The organism is Mesorhizobium sp. L48C026A00 (assembly GCF_000502375.1).
Classification (GTDB): Bacteria; Pseudomonadota; Alphaproteobacteria; order Rhizobiales; family Rhizobiaceae; genus Mesorhizobium; species Mesorhizobium muleiense.
Genome location: NZ_AYWU01000030.1, coordinates 79,281 through 97,560, shown reverse-complemented (window position 1 = coordinate 97,560; position 18,280 = coordinate 79,281). Strand labels below are relative to the sequence as shown.

Annotated in this window: 13 protein-coding genes and 1 pseudogene; 2 read left to right on the top strand and 12 right to left on the bottom strand. The window is 62.1% G+C overall.

The features are described 5' to 3' along the window. The 4 genes and pseudogenes from X738_RS74335 to X738_RS89330 all read right to left on the bottom strand — a co-directional run. Positions 1 to 298, bottom strand: a 298-nt coding sequence (locus tag X738_RS74335) for an RES family NAD+ phosphorylase (protein ID WP_023802808.1), incomplete at its 3' end; no start/stop codon positions are given. After that, the gene (locus X738_RS74330; protein WP_023802807.1) at positions 295 to 726 is read right to left on the bottom strand and encodes an antitoxin Xre-like helix-turn-helix domain-containing protein; all 432 of its coding nucleotides are present in this window, start codon (positions 724 to 726) and stop codon (positions 295 to 297) included. The genes X738_RS74330 and X738_RS74335, both read right to left, overlap by 4 nt. A 188-nt stretch (positions 727 to 914) precedes the next feature. Beyond that, a complete protein-coding gene (locus tag X738_RS89335) occupies positions 915 to 1,040 on the bottom strand; it encodes a hypothetical protein (protein WP_198032911.1) in 126 nt (41 codons plus the stop codon). Next, a pseudogene (locus X738_RS89330) lies at positions 1,016 to 1,427 on the bottom strand (GGDEF domain-containing protein). Before X738_RS89330 ends, X738_RS89335 begins: the two are co-directional and overlap by 25 nt. 701 nt (positions 1,428 to 2,128) lie before the next feature. On the opposite strand from X738_RS89330, the gene X738_RS0143705 reads away from it, so the two are divergent. Both X738_RS0143705 and X738_RS74320 read left to right on the top strand, forming a co-directional pair. After that, positions 2,129 to 2,608 carry a TadE/TadG family type IV pilus assembly protein gene (locus X738_RS0143705; RefSeq protein ID WP_023802805.1) on the top strand — a complete coding sequence of 160 codons (480 nt, stop codon included), beginning with the start codon at positions 2,129 to 2,131 and terminating at the stop codon, positions 2,606 to 2,608. Continuing rightward, a complete protein-coding gene (locus X738_RS74320; protein WP_023802804.1) occupies positions 2,609 to 4,393 on the top strand; it encodes a pilus assembly protein TadG-related protein in 1,785 nt (594 codons plus the stop codon). A gap of 10 nt (positions 4,394 to 4,403) precedes the next feature. Here X738_RS74320 and bglA read toward each other — a convergent pair whose 3' ends face one another. The 8 genes from bglA to X738_RS74280 all read right to left on the bottom strand — a co-directional run bounded on the left by bglA (position 4,404) and on the right by X738_RS74280 (position 18,280). Then, positions 4,404 to 6,029: a beta-galactosidase BglA gene (gene bglA, locus X738_RS74315; protein ID WP_023802803.1), complete on the bottom strand. Its 1,626-nt coding sequence runs from the start codon at positions 6,027 to 6,029 to the stop codon at positions 4,404 to 4,406. Beyond that, positions 6,019 to 8,031 carry a glycogen debranching protein GlgX gene (gene glgX, locus X738_RS74310; protein WP_023802802.1) on the bottom strand — a complete coding sequence of 671 codons (2,013 nt, stop codon included), beginning with the start codon at positions 8,029 to 8,031 and terminating at the stop codon, positions 6,019 to 6,021. Before glgX ends, bglA begins: the two co-directional genes overlap by 11 nt. A gap of 170 nt (positions 8,032 to 8,201) precedes the next feature. Continuing rightward, entirely contained in the window at positions 8,202 to 9,830 is a 1,629-nt protein-coding gene (locus X738_RS74305) for an alpha-D-glucose phosphate-specific phosphoglucomutase (RefSeq protein WP_023802801.1), read from the bottom strand. Positions 9,831 to 9,833: 3 nt separating this feature from the next. After that, positions 9,834 to 11,276 (bottom strand): glycogen synthase GlgA, encoded by a 1,443-nt coding sequence (gene glgA / locus X738_RS74300; RefSeq protein WP_023802800.1) that lies wholly within the window; start codon positions 11,274 to 11,276, stop codon positions 9,834 to 9,836. Further along, positions 11,277 to 12,545, bottom strand: coding sequence for a glucose-1-phosphate adenylyltransferase (glgC, locus tag X738_RS74295; protein WP_023802799.1), 1,269 nt, complete (start codon positions 12,543 to 12,545; stop codon positions 11,277 to 11,279). 36 nt (positions 12,546 to 12,581) lie between these two features. Then, positions 12,582 to 14,795, bottom strand: coding sequence for a 1,4-alpha-glucan branching protein GlgB (gene glgB, locus X738_RS74290; protein WP_023802798.1), 2,214 nt, complete (start codon positions 14,793 to 14,795; stop codon positions 12,582 to 12,584). Positions 14,796 to 14,847: 52 nt separating this feature from the next. Next, the gene (locus tag X738_RS74285) at positions 14,848 to 17,310 is read right to left on the bottom strand and encodes a glycogen/starch/alpha-glucan phosphorylase (RefSeq protein ID WP_023802797.1); all 2,463 of its coding nucleotides are present in this window, start codon (positions 17,308 to 17,310) and stop codon (positions 14,848 to 14,850) included. Positions 17,311 to 17,497: 187 nt separating this feature from the next. Continuing rightward, positions 17,498 to 18,280 carry an ATP-binding cassette domain-containing protein gene (locus X738_RS74280; protein ID WP_023802796.1) on the bottom strand — a complete coding sequence of 261 codons (783 nt, stop codon included), beginning with the start codon at positions 18,278 to 18,280 and terminating at the stop codon, positions 17,498 to 17,500.

Sequence of the window (18,280 nt, the reverse complement as noted above, 5' to 3'; positions counted from 1 at the left end):
TCGCCGGCATCGTGTCCCAGCCGGGCAGTGACGGCTGGGAAAAGACCTCGTAGCTCAGTCCGCGCGGGATTGTGACTTCGATGTAGTGCTGGTTGGGCGGCAGTCGGCCGCTGCCATGCACCAGCTTTTCCAACAGGGTCGTCGAATAGTGCTCGCTGGTGTAGATGATAGGACTTCCGGGCGTGTTCCACCGCCCAGGCGCGATTGTCGAGCCGGTCGCATCGAAGATCGGGTAGGTGCCGGCCGGATCGCCGATACGAAAGGACAATAGTGTGCGATCGAGTATCTGCGCCGTCACGCAGCACTGCCGTACTTCAGACCTGCGAGAATATCGACCACCATTTCGGCACCGAACTCGCTCATGATAACGACGTCGATCGGTCGCTTGTCCTCAATCATCGGGTGCGGCCGAAACAAGAAATCACGCGCTTCCTCTTCGTTCTGCCAGACATCGACAGCAAGGCCCCAGACGCGCGCGACGCGGGCCAATCGTGTGCCCTCGTCCGACGAGAGACGATGTACCGCCTTGCGCCGCTCATAGGTCGCCTTGGGGATCAGCCGATATTTGAACTGAGCATCGCCAGGCGCTAGAAGATGCGCAACGCGCTCGAGCGCCCCGATGGGAAGTCCATGCTCGATCCGGGAGATCAGCCCGAAAGGCGACCGCGCCGCCACCTCCTTAACGGGCAGCCCCAACACGTCGGCGACATTTCCGAGCGCTAGCATATCACTCTCCATTCCATGTGAGGCAATAGTTAGCCTCACATGATGCGTCGTGCAAGCCACCCGTTCAATCTGCGGCCTGTCTGCGAATACGAGAGCGTAACCGCAGGCAGCAGAGAACGTCGATGCGTTCATCCTCTCTCTAATCCCGATCCGGGTTTGGATAGGTAGAGCCATCGTGCCAGTCACGATCATGCGAATACCGGTCCGAACCCGGTGGTTGCGACGATACAGTCGCGCCCCCTGTTCTTTGCGACATAGAGATTCTGATCAGCGCGCAGCAAGATGTCGTTCAAGGTTTGGCCTGGTCCGTCCACGCAAATCCCGATGCTGACGGTGATTTCTCAGTCCTCGATGCCGACTGCCCGTCTGACACCCGCATGTTCTGTCTGATGCGCTCGGCTACTTCCAATGTCTTGTCGCGGCCGGCTTCGACCAGGAACACAGCGAACTCCTCGCCGCCGATGCGCGCCGCCAAGTCGCTTGCGAATAACGCTGCCCATCTCCTGAAGGACCGCATCACCGATGGCATGACCAAAAGTCTCGTTGACGGATTTGAAATGATCGGCGTCGATGAACAGTACGGCGCCTTCCTTGAAGGCCTCGGAACCCACGATTGCCTCGGCCCCCTCAAAGAAGGTTTTCCTGTTGGCGAGGCTTGTGAGGTGGTCGATGCGTGCTGCCCGGTCGAGCCTGGCGCCCATCAAGGCGAGATTCAACTGCTGTCTCAGGAAGAAATAGCCGAGCGGAAATCCAACCGCGACGGTGATGACCGTTGTCAAAAACAAGTCCAAGAGGAGGCGGTCGGCAAAGAAGATACCATAGAAAACGAGGGTGAGAGTATCCGCACCGATGATGGCCGCCAGAACCACGACGCAGGTCTGCCTGAACAGCGAGAGCTTCCCGAAGCGTGTCAGGAAATAATGTGATGCCGTCATTCCGCCAACTGCCTTTGGGTAACCCTAACCCGTGAGTGGTAAACACAAGTTACAACTAGCGGCAGCAATTTGGACACAACCCGCACGTCAGATCCTACACATTGCGCGAAAACCCTTGCACCTCGTGGGAAGTTGGGACGGGCAATAGCCTGCAGCGGATCGCATGATATTGATGCAAGTCAATGAGGTCCCTTACTAACTAAACCCTACGTTGTGGTCGATGGGATCGACGGCGCTTTCTCTGCAACGAGCAGGTTGCGCCGCTTTTGTTGAAGAAGTCGGGCGTCGAAGCGGGGCGCTGCGTCGGCTGATGAATTCCACGACTTGGCGGAAGAACCGCTTCAAGCATTCGCTTCCGGCAGGAAATCTTTCGTCGATTCCACTTTGCCACAATGTCTTAATCCGCCTTTAAGCAACCACGGGTAACATCTTTTGTGAGCTTCGGTATGTCTTGATGGGCGACGGACATGAACAGCGCGGAAACTGGGACAATAGCTATAAAGCGGCGCAATACGCGTCATCTAAAACGCAAATTACACCAGTTTCGAGAATCGTCCGGAACGTCCGCGATCGAATTCGCACTGCTTGCGCCCTTTTTTATCCTGCTTCTGCTCGGCATGGTTGCATATGGCATCTATTTTGGCGCCAGTCACTCCGTGCAGCAGATTGCAGCGGACGTCGCACGCACGGCGATTGCCGGGCTGAACGAAGTTGAGCGCCAGGCGCTGGTGACCAGTTTCGTCACCACCAATGCCGCGGGATATCCATTCGTCGAGTCCGACAAGCTGACTTACCAGGCCAAGGACAGCACGGCCGACGGAAACCAGTTCGTCGTGTCCATCCAATATGATGCCCGCAACCTGCCTGTCTGGAATCTGTTTCCGGCGCTGCCCATGCCTGGCACCACGATCTCACGCCAGTCGACAATCCGGGTCGGAGGCATCTGAATGTCGCAAACTTTGGCGCGCAGGATCGGCCGGGTCGCCCGCTCGATGCTTGGCGACCTGACGGCGAACTTCGCCGTCATGACGGCGCTGTGCGCACCGTTCGCGCTGGCGCTGGCCGCCTTCGCCATCGATGAAGGCTCGATCTATGTGGAGCGCCGGGAAGCTCAAGCAATGACCGATCTGGCGGCAATCACCGCCGCCTCCAACATCAACAACATTGACGCCGCGGTGGTGACCACGCTGGGCGACAACGGAATGCCGGGTATCGTTGTTCAGAAGGCAGGGCAGACGATCACCCCTGCCCTCGGAAAGACTGTCGTGTCGGTCACCCCCGGCCGATATTCAGCAGAGTCGTCGCTCGGCGTCGACAAGCGCTTCGAGGCCGGCAAAACGCCCTACAACGCCGTCCATGTCAGGCTAAAAAATGTTCCTGCCCGCTATTTCGCGAGTTCGCTTATCCCTACGCCGGTGATCGGCACCCAAGCCGTGGCCAGCATAGCGCCGCAGGCGATGTTCTCGGTCGGGTCCAGGCTTCTCAGCGTCAATGGCGGCACCCTCAACGCTCTTCTCAACAAGTTCCTGGGCGGCAACATCGCGCTCAGCGTCATGGACTACAACGCTCTGATCGCTGCCGACGTGAACCTGCTTTCGTTCATCGATGCCCTTGCCGTTGAGATGCAGCTGACGGGTGTCAGCTATTCGGAGGTGCTGGTTTCCAAAGCGACGGTGGGCGAGATAGCGACCGCCATGGCTAATGTTTCACCCGTTGGCAGCACCAGCAAGCTGGCTTTGCAGACAATCGCGTCAAGGACCACCAACACGGTCAAGATACCGCTCAATCATCTTGTCGATCTTGGTTCAATGGGCCAGTTGGGCCTCGGGCAAAAGTCGCCCGGCTTTTCGGTCGACGCCAGCGCCATGGGCATGCTGACCACCGCTGCTGCACTGGCCAACGGCTCGAAGCAGGTCGAGCTCAATCTCGGAGCCGCCATTCCGGGGCTTGCCTCCACCACGCTTGCGATTGCAATCGGCGAACCTGCACAATTCTCGCCATGGCTGACAATCGGCGAGAAGGGTGCTGTGGTGCGTACGGCGCAGACGCGGATCAAGCTGGTGGCGTCCGTCGGCGGCAGCAATGCGACTCTCGGTGGCGGCATCAGCCTGCTGGCCGTCAAACTGCCGTTGCATGTCGAGGTGGCCTCTGCCGAAGCCAAGCTGACCGACATCAGCTGCCCGACGGGGCACCCCGACAGTTTGAAAGTTACCATTGCCGCACGTCCGGGCCTTGCCTCGCTGCACCTCGGCGCCAGCGATGCCGATAACAGCCCCTCCGCCTTCGCCGATTTCAGCAACCCACAGTCGTTTCAAAATGCCGAAATCGCGCAGGTCAGCGTGAAGCTTCTGTTTCTCACCCTCAATCTGATCGGCGTGAATGGTTCTGCAGCCGTTGAGATCGCCAACAACGATCCGACGATCTTGATCTTCAACAGCACCGACATCGCAAGCAAGACGATAAAGAACGCCTCGACGAAGAACCTGACGCAATCTCTCACCACGTCGCTGGTAAACAATTTGTCGCTTTCGGTCAGTGCGCTGGGCCTCGGGCTTGATGTAACCGCCTTGCTCGGAACCGTGAAGCCGGCAGTGGTGGCGCTGCTGAACGGCGTGACGGCGCCGGTCGACGAATTGGTTTACAACGTGCTTGGGGCGCTGGGCGTGCGCGTCGGCGAGGCCGATGTCCGGGTCATGGGCGCGACTTGCGGGCGCTCTGTGCTTGTTCAGTGAGTTGGAGAGATCAGCCGGCTCGTCCGAGAAAGCAGCCCAACGGCGGCAGCGACAGAATCTTTTCCTGCAAGGCGGCACCAGCGCCAAGGTCGATCGTCTCTGCGACATCGCTACCCTGCGGCAACGGCCAGTTGGCCGGCTCCTCGGCGAAGTTGAAAACGCACAGCAGCTTCTCGCCGCCGCCTTCGCGAATGAAGGCAAGCACTTCGCCCTCGGCATCGAGAAAACGGATCGAACCTTGTACCAGCGCCGCATGCCGCTTGCGCAACGCCAGCATCGCCCGATAGCTGGCCAGAACTGACTTTTCCTCGCCGTTCTGGATATCGACCGCGCGGGCGCGATGGCTTTCCGGGATTGGAAGCCACGGCCTGCCGATTGAAAAGCCGGCATTGTTGGCGCCCTTCTCCCACACCATCGGCGTGCGGCAGCCATCCCTGCCCTTGAACCCCGGCCAGAAGCGGATGCCGTAAGGATCGCGCAGATCCTCGAACGCCAATTCCGCCTCCTCCAGCCCGAGTTCCTCACCCTGATAGAAGCAGATCGATCCACGCAGGCATGACAGCAGCGCGATGGAGAACTTCGCCGTCCTTTCCGGGTCGCCGCCGGACCTTGTCCATCGCGTCACATGGCGAACGACATCGTGGTTGGAAAACGCCCAGCAGACCCAGCCGTCGGAGACAGCACTCTCGAACGCTTTGACGCAGCCACGCACATGCGCCGCCGAGAATTGCGGACCGAGCAGGTCGAATGTGTAGCACATGTCGAGCTTGTCGCCGCCGCTGGTGTAGGCGGCGAGCGTCTGCAACGAACGGGCTTCGTCGCCGACCTCGCCGACAGCGACGCGGCCCTCATATTCGTCGAGCAACGCCCGAAACCGCTTGAGGAAAGCCAGGTTTTCGGGCTGCGTCTTGTCAAACAAATGCTCCTGATAGAGGTACGGATTGGTTTCGGTGTTGGTGCCTGAGACGCTTGACGCCAGGGGCGGGTTGCTGCGCAGCCAGCGGTCATGGACATAGTAGTTGACCGTATCGAGGCGAAACCCGTCGACGCCGCGCTCCAGCCAAAACCGCACCGTTTCCAGCAAGGCGTCCTGAACCTCCGGATTGTGGAAATTGAGGTCCGGCTGCGAGGCGAGGAAATTGTGCATGTAATATTGCCTGCGGGTCGCGTCCCACTCCCAGGCGGGGCCGCCGAAGACCGACAGCCAGTTGTTGGGCGCGGTGCCGTCGGGCTTCGGATCGGACCAGACATACCAGTCCGCCCTGGGATTATCGCGACTCGCGCGGCTTTCGACGAACCATTCGTGCCGGTCGGACGAATGCGACAGAACCTGGTCGATAATGACTTTCAGGCCGAGACGGTGCGCCTCGGCGACCACTGCGTCGAAATCCTCTGCTGTGCCGAACATCGGATCGACGGCTGTATAGTCGGATACGTCGTAGCCCATATCGGCCATCGGCGACTTAAAGAAGGGCGACAGCCAGACGGCGTCAGCGCCAAGCGATGCGACATGCGCCAGCCTCGATGTGATACCACGCAGATCGCCACTGCCGTCCCCCGTCGTGTCCCGGAAGGAGCGCGGGTAGATCTGGTAGATGACGCAGCCGCGCCACCACTCGGCGTGGTCACTTGCCACTCGGGTTCTCCTTTATCTGAGCCTGCGCGGCTTCGTGTTCGATCATGAAAATCACCGTTCGCCCCGGCACCGGCCGTGAAATTCCGGCTGCGCCGTCCGATGCTTCGATGGCTGGCTGCCAGCGAAATCCGTCGCGCTCCGGCAGCGTGAACATACATGCCCGGCGATCGCCATTGATGACAACGGCAAGGCGGCGATCATCGGTGCCGAGCATCATGACCAGGCGGTACCGCGCCGGATCGTGCCAGCCTGCCTTGTCGAGCGGCGTGCCGGTTTCAGTGAGCCAGACCGCGTCCGGGTGTTCTGATCCGGGCGGCGGCTCTCCAGTCAGGAAGCGCGTGTCGGAAAGCGCCGGCACGCAACGACGCATCGCGGCGAGCAAAACGGCGTATTGTTCCAGCGCCCGATCGCGCCCGGACCAGTCGAGCCAGGTGATCTCGTTGTCCTGCGCATAGGCGTTGTTGTTGCCCTTCTGGGTGCGGCCGAATTCGTCTCCGGCGGTCAGCATGATCGTGCCGCGTGAGGCAAACAGCGTGGCCAGAAGCGCACATCGGTCATCGAAACGTGCCGTAACGATCGCCCGGTCGCCGGTCTCGCCCTCGACGCCATTGTTCCAGGACAGATTGTCGTCGTGGCCATCGCGGTTCTGCTCGCCATTGGCCTCATTGTGCTTGTGCTCGTAGGCAACAATGTCGGCCAGCGTCATGCCGTCATGCGCGGCGATGAAATTGACGCTGCGGCTCGTCTGCTGGCTTGGCTTGGCAAAGACGTCGGACGAGCCGGCAAGCCGGGTGGCGAGCGGGCCGACCATCCCGCTGTCGCCGCGCCAGAACCGGCGGATGTCGTCGCGATATCTGTCGTTCCATTCGAGGAAGCGCGGCGGAAAATTGCCAAGCTGATAGCCGTCCGAGCCGATATCCCATGGCTCGGCGATGAGCACCCGGTCGCCAAGGAGCGGATCATCCCGAATAGCCATGAGCAGTGGCGCAGCGGCGTCGAACGCGCCATCGACCCGCCCCAGAATGGGCGCCAGATCGAAGCGGAAACCATCGACGCCGGCATGGCGGACAAAGTGACGAAGCGTGTCGAGGACCATTTCCCTGACGACCGGATGATCACAAGCGACGGTGTTGCCGGTGCCGGTGTCGTTGATCAAGCTGCCGTCCGGCCGATGCCGGTAGTAGGCGCGGCTGTCGAGGCCGCGCAGCGACAGCGTCGGCCCGAGCCTGTCGCTTTCGCCGGTGTGGTTGAAGACAAGATCGAGGATGACGCCGATGCCGGCCCCACGCAGCGTGGCAACCGTCTGCCGCAATTCCGCGAGACCGCCGGGCGCCAGACGCGGATCGAGCGCCATGAAGGTCACGGGATTGTAGCCCCAGGCATTGCGCAGCCCGAGCGGCGGCAAATGCCGCTCGTCGATCGATGCCGTCACCGGCATCAGTTCGACCGCCCCGACCCCGAGCTTTTTCAGGTGCTCGACGATAGCCGGATGGGCAAGGGCTGCAACCGTCCCGCGCTGGGGCTTCGGGATGTCCGGATGCAGCATGGTGAAGGCGCGCACCGGCACTTCATAGATCAGGCCACCGGGCTGGAACAGCGGCGGCAAGACGGGCACCGGCCGCGGCAGGGTGGCGGTAATCGCCTTCGGCAGCAGCGGCGCAGTGTCCGTGCCCTCGCCCCGGCGCGCGGCGAGCCTGACGTCATAGACATAAGACCTGTCGATTTCGACGGCATAGGGGTCGACCAGCAGCTTGTCGGGATCGAACCAAAGCCCGTTCTCGGGCGTATAATCGCCATCGGCGCGAAATCCGTATCGGGTGCCGGCGGCGAGGCCGGCAACGAAAAGCGCGTGAACGCCCTCGCCTTCCGGCTGGAGTTCGAGCCGGTCGATCTCCCCCTCTCCCTGCTCATCGAAGATCGAGACCCAGAGCCGGCTGGCCGCGGACGACCATGCGGCAAAGCGGATACCGCCGCGGGTGACGGTGGCACCGAGTGAGTTCATACGGCGACCCCTTCTCCCCTTGTGGGAGAAGGTGGATCGGCGCGCAGCGCCGAGACGGATGAGGGGNCCCCTCATCCGACCGAGCTTCGCTCGGCCACCTTCTCCCACAAGGGGAGAAGGGGGAGCCTCGCAACGCAGGCCGAACTCAGACGGCCGGCTGTCAACCAAACTCAAGTAATCACGCTCGGCTTGGCGCGGCCGGTATGGCTGCGAATCCCGGCGATATCTTCGGCTGCCGCAATCAGGTCGGCAAGCGCCTCCTGCGTGTCGAGATCGTGCCTGGACTTGTCCGGCTCGTAGCGCTCGATATAGACGCGCAGCGTCGCCCCCGAGGTACCGGTGCCGGAGAGACGGAAGACGACGCGCGATCCGCCTTCGAACAGCACCCTGATGCCCTGGTTCCTGGCTATCGAGCCGTCGACCGGGTCGTGATAGGCGAAATCGTCGGCGCTGGCGATCTTCATGCCGCGCACGCTGGTGCCGGGCAAGGAAGCGAGCCTGGCCCGCAATTGGTCGACCAGCGCATTGGCGCGGTCGGTCTCGACCTCCTCGTAGTCATGGCGTGAGTAGTAATTGCGGCCATAGGCGGCCCAGTGCTCGGTGACGATCTGCCTGGCGCTTTCGCCGCGGGCAGCGAGGATATTGAGCCACAAAAGCACGGCCCACAGCCCGTCCTTTTCGCGGACATGGTTGGAACCGGTTCCGGCACTTTCCTCGCCGCAGATCGTCGCCATGTCGGCATCGAGCAGATTGCCAAAGAATTTCCAGCCGGTCGGCGTTTCATAGATGCCGATGCCGAGCTTTTCGGCGACGCGGTCGGCTGCACCGCTGGTCGGCATCGAGCGGGCGATGCCTTTCAGGCCGGCCTTGTAGCCCGGCGCCAGATGAGCATTGGCGGCGAGCATAGCCACCGAATCCGACGGGGTGACGAAAATGCCCTTGCCGATGATCAGGTTGCGGTCGCCGTCGCCGTCGGAAGCGGCGCCGAAATCCGGCGCATCCGGTCCCATCATCTCGTCATAGAGGTGCTTTGCGTGGACCAGGTTCGGGTCTGGGTGGTGGCCGCCGAAATCCGGCAGGGGAACGAAGTTGCGGGCGGTGCCTTTCGGCGCGCCGAGCCGGTTTTCCAGGATCTCCTTGGCATAGGGACCGGTCACGGCATGCATGGCGTCGAAGCGCATGCGGAAGCCTGACTTGAACAGCCCACGCAGCGCATCGAAATCGAACAGATTTTCCATCAGCTCGGCATAGTCGGCGACCGGGTCGATCACCTCGACGGTCATGCCGCCCGCCTCGACGGTACCGATCGTGTCGAGGTCGACCGTGCCGATATCGGCGGTCTTGAAGCTCGAAATCATCTTGGTCTTGGCGAAGATCGCGTCGGTCAGCTTTTCCGGTGCCGGGCCGCCATTGCCGGCATTGTATTTGATGCCGAAATCCTCGTGCGGGCCGCCCGGATTGTGGCTGGCCGACAGGATGATGCCGCCGAAGGTGTTGTATTTGCGAATGATGTTGGAAGCGGCCGGCGTCGACAGGATGCCGCCCTGCCCGACCATCACCTTGCCGAAACCGTTTGCCGCGGCCATGGCGATGGCCTTCTGGATGACCTCGCGGTTGTAAAAGCGGCCGTCGCCGCCGATCACCAGCGTCTTGCCCTCGAACCCGTCCAGCGCATCGAAAATCGACTGGATGAAGTTCTCGGCATAGTGCTCCTGCTGGAACACCGGCACTTTCTTGCGCAGCCCGGACGTACCGGGCTTCTGGTCGAGATAAGGTTTGGTGGCGACGGTGCGTATCATGCGTCAAGCCCTTTTCGAAAGCAGCAAGCGATAGAGTTCGAGGTATTTTTCTGCGCTTTTATCCCACGAGACATCCGCCTTCATGCCTTGCCGCTGCATCGACGTCCAGATCGCAGGGTTGGCGTGCGCCGCGACCAGCCGGCGGATGGCGTGCAGCAAGGCGCCGGCATCGGCGGGTGCGAACTGGAAGCCGGTCGCCACACCTGCCGAAACCGCCGCTTCATTGGCGTCGATGACGGTGTCGGCAAGACCGCCGGTGCGGGCGACGACCGGCACGCAGCCATAGCGCAGGCCGTAAAGCTGCGTCAGTCCGCAAGGCTCGAAGCGCGACGGTATGATGATTGCGTCACAGCCGCCCTGCATGGTGTGGGAAAGCGCCTCGTCATAACCGACGACGACGCCGATGCGACCGCGATGGCGGGCAGCGGCGGCCAGCAGCGCGCCTTCGAGGCCGGCGTCGCCGGACCCCAGGATCGCCAGGCGGGCACCCCTCGCAACAATCCCGTCGACGACCGTTGCCAGTATGTCCATTCCCTTCTGCCAGGTGAGCCGGCTGATCACGCAGACGATCGGACTGTCGTCGCGGTCAAGGTTGAATCGATCCTCGACGGCGGTCCGGTTGGGGTGCCGCGCCTTCAACGTCCTGGCCGTGTAGTTGGAGACCAGATGCTTGTCGGTTTCAGGGTTCCATATCTCGGTGTCGATGCCGTTGACGATGCCATAGAGATCAACGGACCGCATGTTGATGAGGCCATCGAGCCCCATGCCGAATTCCGGCGAGCGGATCTCCTGCGCATAGGTCGGGCTGACTGTGGTGATGGCCCAGGCGGCCTGCAGGCCAGCCTTGAGGAAACCGACGCCGCCATAATATTCGACGCCGTCGAGCGCCATGGCCGCCGCCGGCAGGCCGAGTTCGCCAAAGGTGCCGGCGCCGAACTGGCCCTGGAAAGCGAGATTGTGGACGGTGATCATCGACGGCGTGCCGACCGCCTTGCCGTAGCGCATATAGGCCAGCGTCATCGCCGATTGCCAGTCATGGGCATGGACGATGTCGGGCTGGTAGCCCGAGACGGCGCCGCCGGCGATGTCGCCGCCAACCTGGCTCAGGGCCGCGAAACGCCGCCAATTGTCCGGCCAGTCGGCGCCGGTGGCATTGCCATAGGGGCCGCCGGGGCGATCGAACAGATGCGGCGCGTCGAGCACGAACAGGTCGAGCCCGGCGATCTGGACGGCATGGACCGAAGCCTTGCCGCCTTGCAGCAGCGGATAGTGGTGAACGGGTTTTTTCTTCTTGAAGGCATCGATGATCTGGGGATAGCCGGGAACAAGCGTGCGCATCGCCACGCCCTTGCCGGCGAGCGCGATGGGCAACGCGCCGGTCACGTCGGCAAGCCCGCCAGTCTTGATCAGAGGGAATATTTCGGGCGTGACCGACAGGACCTGCATTCACGACAGTCCCAGTTTGTCGATCATGGCCTGCGTGACGAGGCAGATGCCCTTTTCGGAAACGCGGAAGCGCTTGGCGTCGAGGACGGGATCCTCGCCGACCACGAGCCCTTCGGGAATCCTGACGCCATGATCGATCACCACGCGCTTCAATCTCGCGCTGCGGCCGACCTGGCAGTCGGGCAGCATGACGACGTCCTCGAGCGTCGAATAGGAGTTGATGCGCGCGCCGGTGAAGATCAGGCTTCGCTTCAGCGACGCGCCTGAGACGATGCAATCGCCCGAGACCAGCGAGGATACCGCCGAGCCACGGCGACCATCCTCGTCATGCACGAACTTCGCCGGCGGCTTCAGCTCGGCATAGGTCCAGATCGGCCAGTCGCGGTCGTAGAGATCGAGCTCGGGCGTGATGTCGGTGAGGTCGATATTGGCTTCCCAATAGGCGTCGACGGTCCCGACATCGCGCCAGTAGGCTTCGTTCTCGGCGGTCGAGCGCACGCAGGATTTGGCGAAGCGATGGGCGATCGCCTTGCCGTGCTCGACGACATAGGGGATGATGTCCTTGCCGAAGTCACGGCTTGAGCCCGGTTCGGCCGCGTCGCGGCGCAGCTGCTCCATCAGGAACCTGGTCTTGAACACGTAGATGCCCATCGAGGCCAGGGCAAAATCCGGCTTGTCGGGAATGCCGGGCGGATCGGCGGGCTTCTCGATGAAGGAGATGATGGTGTCCTTCTTGTCGACATGCATGACGCCGAAGCCGGTCGCCTCCATGCGCGGCACTTCGAGGCAGCCGACGGTGACGTCGGCGCCGGCGTCGACATGCTGGCGAAGCATCAGCTCATAGTCCATCTTGTAGACGTGATCGCCGGCCAGGATGACCATGTATTCGGGCCCGTAGGCCTCGATGATGTCGATGTTCTGGTAGACGGCATCGGCCGTGCCCTCATACCATTGCGTTTCCGATACGCGCTGACTGGCCGGCAGGATGTCGAAGCTCTCGTTGCGCTCGGGCCGAAGAAAGTTCCAGCCGCGCTGCAGGTGGCGGATCAGCGAGTGCGCCTTGTACTGGGTGGCCACGCCGAGGCGGCGAATACCCGAATTGAGCGCATTGGAGAGCGCAAAATCGATGATGCGCGTCTTGCCGCCGAAATAGACCGCCGGTTTGGCGCGCCGGTCGGTCAATTCCTTGAGGCGGCTGCCACGGCCGCCGGCCAGAACATAGGCCATGGCATCGCGCGCCAGCGGCTGGGTCCGTTTTATCTCTGCCATTCTTATCCTCCCAAGTTACGCGCTGCGAGACATCGCCTAGTCCGGAGCAAATTCGAGCATGATCGTCGACAGCGGCGGCAACAGCATCGTCGCCGAGATGCCTCCTGCTTCCTTCCGAGCCTCGACGGCACCGTCATTGCCCTTGCCGGAACCGCCATAGTCGGAGGCGTCCGTGTTGATGATCTCGCGCCATCTTCCAGCCATTGGCAACGGCACGCGGTAATTGTCGCGCGGCACCGGCGTAAAATTGGAGATGACGGCGACCGGGTTTCCGCCCGGCGCGCTGCGCAGCCAGGCAAAGACCGAGTTGGCGCTGTCGTCGACGATCAGCCAGGAAAAGCCCTCCGGTTCGCAATCGCGCGCATGCAACGCCGGCCGTGAGCGGTAGAGATAGTTGAGATCGCGCACCGTCTGCCAGACGCCGCGGTGGGCCCGGAAATCGAGCAGGTTCCAGTCGAGTGCGCGCGCCTCGCTCCACTCGCGGCGCTGGGCGAATTCCTGCCCCATGAACAACAGCTTCTTGCCGGGGTAGCCCCACATAAAGGCGTAGTAGGCGCGCAGCGTCGCGAATTTCTGCCAGTCGTCGCCGGCCATCTTGCCAAGCAGCGTCCCCTTGCCGTGCACGACCTCGTCATGGGAGAGCGGCAGCACGAAATTCTCTGAGAAGGCGTAGACCAGACCGAAGGTGATGTCGCCGTGGTGATGCTTGCGGAAAATCGGCTCCTTGGAGAAATACTCCAGCGTGTCGTGCATGAAGCCCATGTTCCACTTGAAGCCGAAACCCAGCCCGCCCTCATGCACCGGCTGCGAAACTTTTGGCCATGAGGTCGATTCCTCGGCGATCGTCATCACACCCGGATGATGACCATAGACTTCCTTGTTCATCCTCTGGAGGAAGCTGACCGCCTCGAGGTTTTCGCGCCCGCCTTTTTCGTTGGGAATCCATTCGCCGGCCTTGCGCGAATAGTCGAGGTAGAGCATCGAGGCGACGGCATCGACGCGCAAACCGTCGACATGGTATTTTTCGGCCCAGAACAGCGCATTGTTGACCAGGAACGAGACCACCTCGCGCCGGCCGAAATTGTAGATCGCGGTGTTCCAGTCGGGATGGAAGCCCTTGCGCGGGTCGGCATGCTCATAGAGCGCGGTGCCGTCGAAATTGGCCAGGCCATGCGCGTCCACCGGAAAATGCGCCGGCACCCAGTCCAGGATGACGCCGATGCCGGCGCGGTGGGCGCCGTCGACGAACCGGGCAAAACCGTCCGGATCGCCGAAGCGGGCCGACGGCGCGTAGAGGCCCGTCGTCTGATAGCCCCAGGACGGATCATAGGGATGTTCGGAGATCGGCATGAATTCGATATGGGTGAAACCCGTGTCGACGACATACGGGATCAGCCGGTCGGCAAGCTCGTCCCATGACAGGAAGCTGCCGTCGTCGTGAAGCTGCCAGGAGCCGGCATGGACCTCATAGATCGACACCGCCTCGCGGCGGGCGTCGGCGTTGCGCCAGAAATTGCGGTGCGCCTCGTCACCCCATTGATGCGCCGGCGGAAGCGCCGTCACCGAAGCGGTGGCCGGTCGCAGTTCGGACTTGAAAGCGAACGGATCGGCCTTCAGCGGCAGCCTCACGCCATCGGGCCCGATGATCTCGTATTTGTATGGCCGTCCGGCGCCGATGTCGGGGATGAACAACTCCCAGATGCCGGTGTCGCGGCGGACGCGCATCGTATGCCTGCGCCCGTCCCATTCGTTGAAGTCGCCGACCACCGAAACGCGCCTTGCATTGGGCGCCCAGACGGCGAAATGCACGCCGGACGCACCCTCGTGATCGATGAGATGCGCACCGAGCTTGTCGAACAGTCTGAGGTGCGAACCTTCGGCGATGTAATAGTCGTCCAGCGGACCCAGCACCGGACCGAACGAATAGGGATCGGTCAGCCACCAGTCGCCGCCGGCATTGCGTGCGTGATAGCGCAGCGGCAGTCGCTTTCTGAGCGACAGGCTGCCCTCGAAGAAGCCGGCTTCGTCGCGCCTGGCGAGTTCGCCGGCTTTCTTGCCGGTCAGCGTGTAGGCAGTGACGAACTCGGCATGAGGGACGAAGCAGCGGGCGACAAAGCCCTTGTCGACCTCGTGCACACCGAGGACAGCGAAAGGATCACCATGCGTGCCGGCGACAATTGCCGCGACATCGCCGGCTGACGCCAGTCCATCCGGCCCGCTTGTCGCAGCGGTCGCGCGCGGCTTCCTCATCAGGCAGTGACCCTCCCCGGACCACGTTGTTCGTGGGCCTCATGCAATCATATCAGACGGGCACGTTCCAGATTTCTTTCGCATATTGGCGGATCGTGCGATCGGACGAGAACCAGCCGACGCGGGCGACATTGCGGATTGCCTTGGCGTACCAATCCGGGCTGTCGCGCCAGACGGCGTCGACATCGCGCTGGGTTGACGCGTAGGCATCGAAATCCGCAGCGACCATGAACCAGTCGCTCTGATAGAGGCCGTTCATCAGGTCGCGATAGCGTTCCGGATCGTCAGGCGAAAAGACGCCCGTCGAAACGGCGGCCACGGCCTGCGCCAGTTCGGGAGAGGCTTCGATCACCGTTCGCGGATCGTAGCCGTTGCTGCGCCGCTCGGCGACCTCTTCGGTGGTCAGGCCGAAAATGAAAATGTTGTCGTCGCCGACGCATTCCTTGATCTCGACATTGGCGCCGTCGAGCGTGCCGATGGTCAGCGCACCGTTCAGCGCGAACTTCATGTTGCCGGTGCCGGAGGCTTCCATCCCGGCGGTCGATATCTGCTCCGAAAGATCGGCGGCCGGCATCATGATCTCGGCCAGGCTGACATTGTAGTTCGGCACGAATACCACTTTGAGCAAGCCGCGAACGGCCGGGTCGCGGTTGATGACTTTGGCGACGTCGTTGGCGAGCTTGATGATCAGCTTGGCATTGTGATAGCTGGGCGCCGCCTTGCCGCCGAAGAACTTGACGCGCGGCATCCAACTGCGCTCGGGATGGGAGCGGATCTGGTCGTAGAGCGCGACTGTTTCGAGGATGTTCAGGAGCTGGCGCTTGTATTCGTGGATGCGCTTGATCTGGATGTCGAACAACGCCGAGGGATCAATCCTGATGCCGAGGCGGTCGGCGACGAGATTGGCAAGCTTGGCCTTGTTCGCCCGCTTGACTGCGGCGAACTTGTCGCGGAAGGCGGCGTCGTCAGCAAAGGCATCGAGCTCCTTGATCGCGTCTATATCGTCGAGGAAGCGGTCGCCGATCGCTTCGCGGGTAAGCGCGGTGAGACCGGGATTGCACTGGATCAGCCAGCGCCGCGGCGTGATGCCGTTGGTCTTGTTGTTGATGCGGTCGGGGTAGAGTCGGTGGAGCTCGGCAAACACCGTTTCCTTCATCAGCTCGGTGTGAAGGGCAGAGACGCCGTTGATCGAGTGCGAGCCGACAAAGGCCAGATTGCCCATGCGCACCCGGCGCTCGCCGTTTTCCTGTATCAGCGAGATCTGGCTGATCTGCTCGTCAGAAAACTGCTCGGAGGCGCGCGCCTCCAGCAGCACTTCGGCGTTGATGGCGTAGACGATCTGCATGTGGCGCGGCAACAGCCGCTCGAACAGCGGCACCGGCCAGCTTTCGAGCGCTTCGGGGAGCAGCGTATGATTGGTATAGCCGAAGGTCCGCTTGGTGATACTCCAGGCCTGGTCGAAATCCATGCCGTGGACATCCATCAACAGGCGCAGCAGCTCGGCCACCGCAATGGCCGGATGGGTATCGTTCAGATGGATCGCCGCTTTGTCGGGCAGCGACTGCAGGTCGCCATACTGGCTGAGATGACGCTGAATGATGTCCTGCAACGATGCGGTAGAAAAGAAATACTCTTGCCTGAGCCGCAGCTCCTGACCGGCCTTGTGGGAATCAGCAGGGTAAAGGACGCGCGACAAGGCATCGGCCTTGTTGCTTTCGGCGAGCGCACCGATGTGATCGCCGGCGTTGAACTTATCGAGCAGTATCGGATCGATCGGCATGCCGGACCAGAGCCGCAGCGTGTTGACGCGGTTGGCCCGCCAGCCAACCACCGGCGTATCGTAGGCAACCGCCAAAACGTGTTCGATCGGTTTCCAGACGTGGCGCTCAAGCCTGCCGTCCTTCGAGGTGATCGAATCCACCGAGCCGCCGAAGCCGACCTCGAAGGCGCGTTCGCGGCGCTCGAACTCCCAGGGGTTGCCGTGATCGAGCCAGGTCTCGGGCAGCTCAACCTGCCAGCCGTCATGGATTTCCTGACGAAACATGCCGTTGGCGTAGCGAATGCCATAGCCATGCGCGGGGATGCCGACGGTTGCCATGCTTTCCATGAAGCAGGCGGCGAGCCGGCCGAGACCACCATTGCCAAGCGCTGCATCTGGTTCAAGGGCGGCGATGAGGTCAAGGTCGACGCCGAGAGACCGCAGCGCTTCGCGCATATTGTCCATCAGCCCGAGATTGGAGAAGGCGTCGCGCATCAGGCGACCGATGAGGAATTCCAGGGAGAGGTAATAGACGCGCTTTTCCTGATGGGCGTAGGCCTCTTGCGTCGCCTGCATCCAATGATCGACGATATGGTCGCGCACGACCTTGATCGAGGCGGTGAGCCAGTCGTATTGCGTCGCGACGCTGGTCCCCTTGCCAAGCCTGTATTTGAGGGCCTTCAAGACTTCCTCGGCAAGCGCCTTGGGATCGGAGTTTTCGAGAATGGGAGCTTCGGTCGTTATCGCGTGCGTCATGCTGCCTCTTGTGCGGTTGCCAAGATCATACCGGCTTTCACCATTCCTCCCAGCCCATGCTAGCTCATATTGTTAAGCGTTCAATCGAGTTAGATTGCCGCGGGGAAGCTTACCCTGCGGCAGTTTAGCAACCTAAAGTGCGTCGCGTTTGGGCCTCTGCGAGGCACCTTGCTTTGGGCGACATGCATCAGGCCGCCAGTGCCGCCTCCGGCGGAAGCTTCGCTCCGGTCATGAAGGCGACGGCGTCGGACATCGTATATTGCTTGGGATCGATGACACAGAGGCGACGGCCCAGCCGATGGATGTGAATGCGGTCGGCCACCTCGAAGACATGCGGCATGTTGTGGGAGATCAGCACGATCGGCAGGCCGCGCTTCTTCACGTCGAGGATCAGTTCGAGCACGCGGCGGCTCTCCTTGACGCCTAACGCCGCCGTCGGCTCATCCATGATGACCATCTTCGAGCCGAAGGCGGCGGCGCGCGCCACCGCCACGCCCTGGCGTTGGCCGCCCGAGAGCGTTTCCACGGCCTGGCTGATGTTCTGGATGGTCATCAGGCCAAGTTCGGTGAGCTTGTCGCGGGCGCGCTTTTCCATTGCCGGGCGGTCGAGCATGCGCAGCCAGTCGCCCAGAAAACCCGGTTTGCGGATCTCGCGACCGAGGAACATGTTGTCGGCGATCGACAGCGCCGGCGACAGCGCCAGGTTCTGGTAGACGGTTTCGATGCCGGCTTCGCGGGCTTCGATGGGCGACTTGAAGAGCACCTGCTTGCCGTCCAACTCGATGATCCCTTCGTCCGGGACAACGGCGCCCGAGATCGCCTTGATCAGCGTCGACTTGCCGGCTCCATTGTCGCCGATCACGGCCAGGATCTCTCCCGGATAGAGATCGAAGTCGCAGCTGTTCAGTGCGGTGACGCGGCCGTAGCGCTTGACGAGGCCGCGCGCGGTGAGGATGGGCTCCTGGGTCAT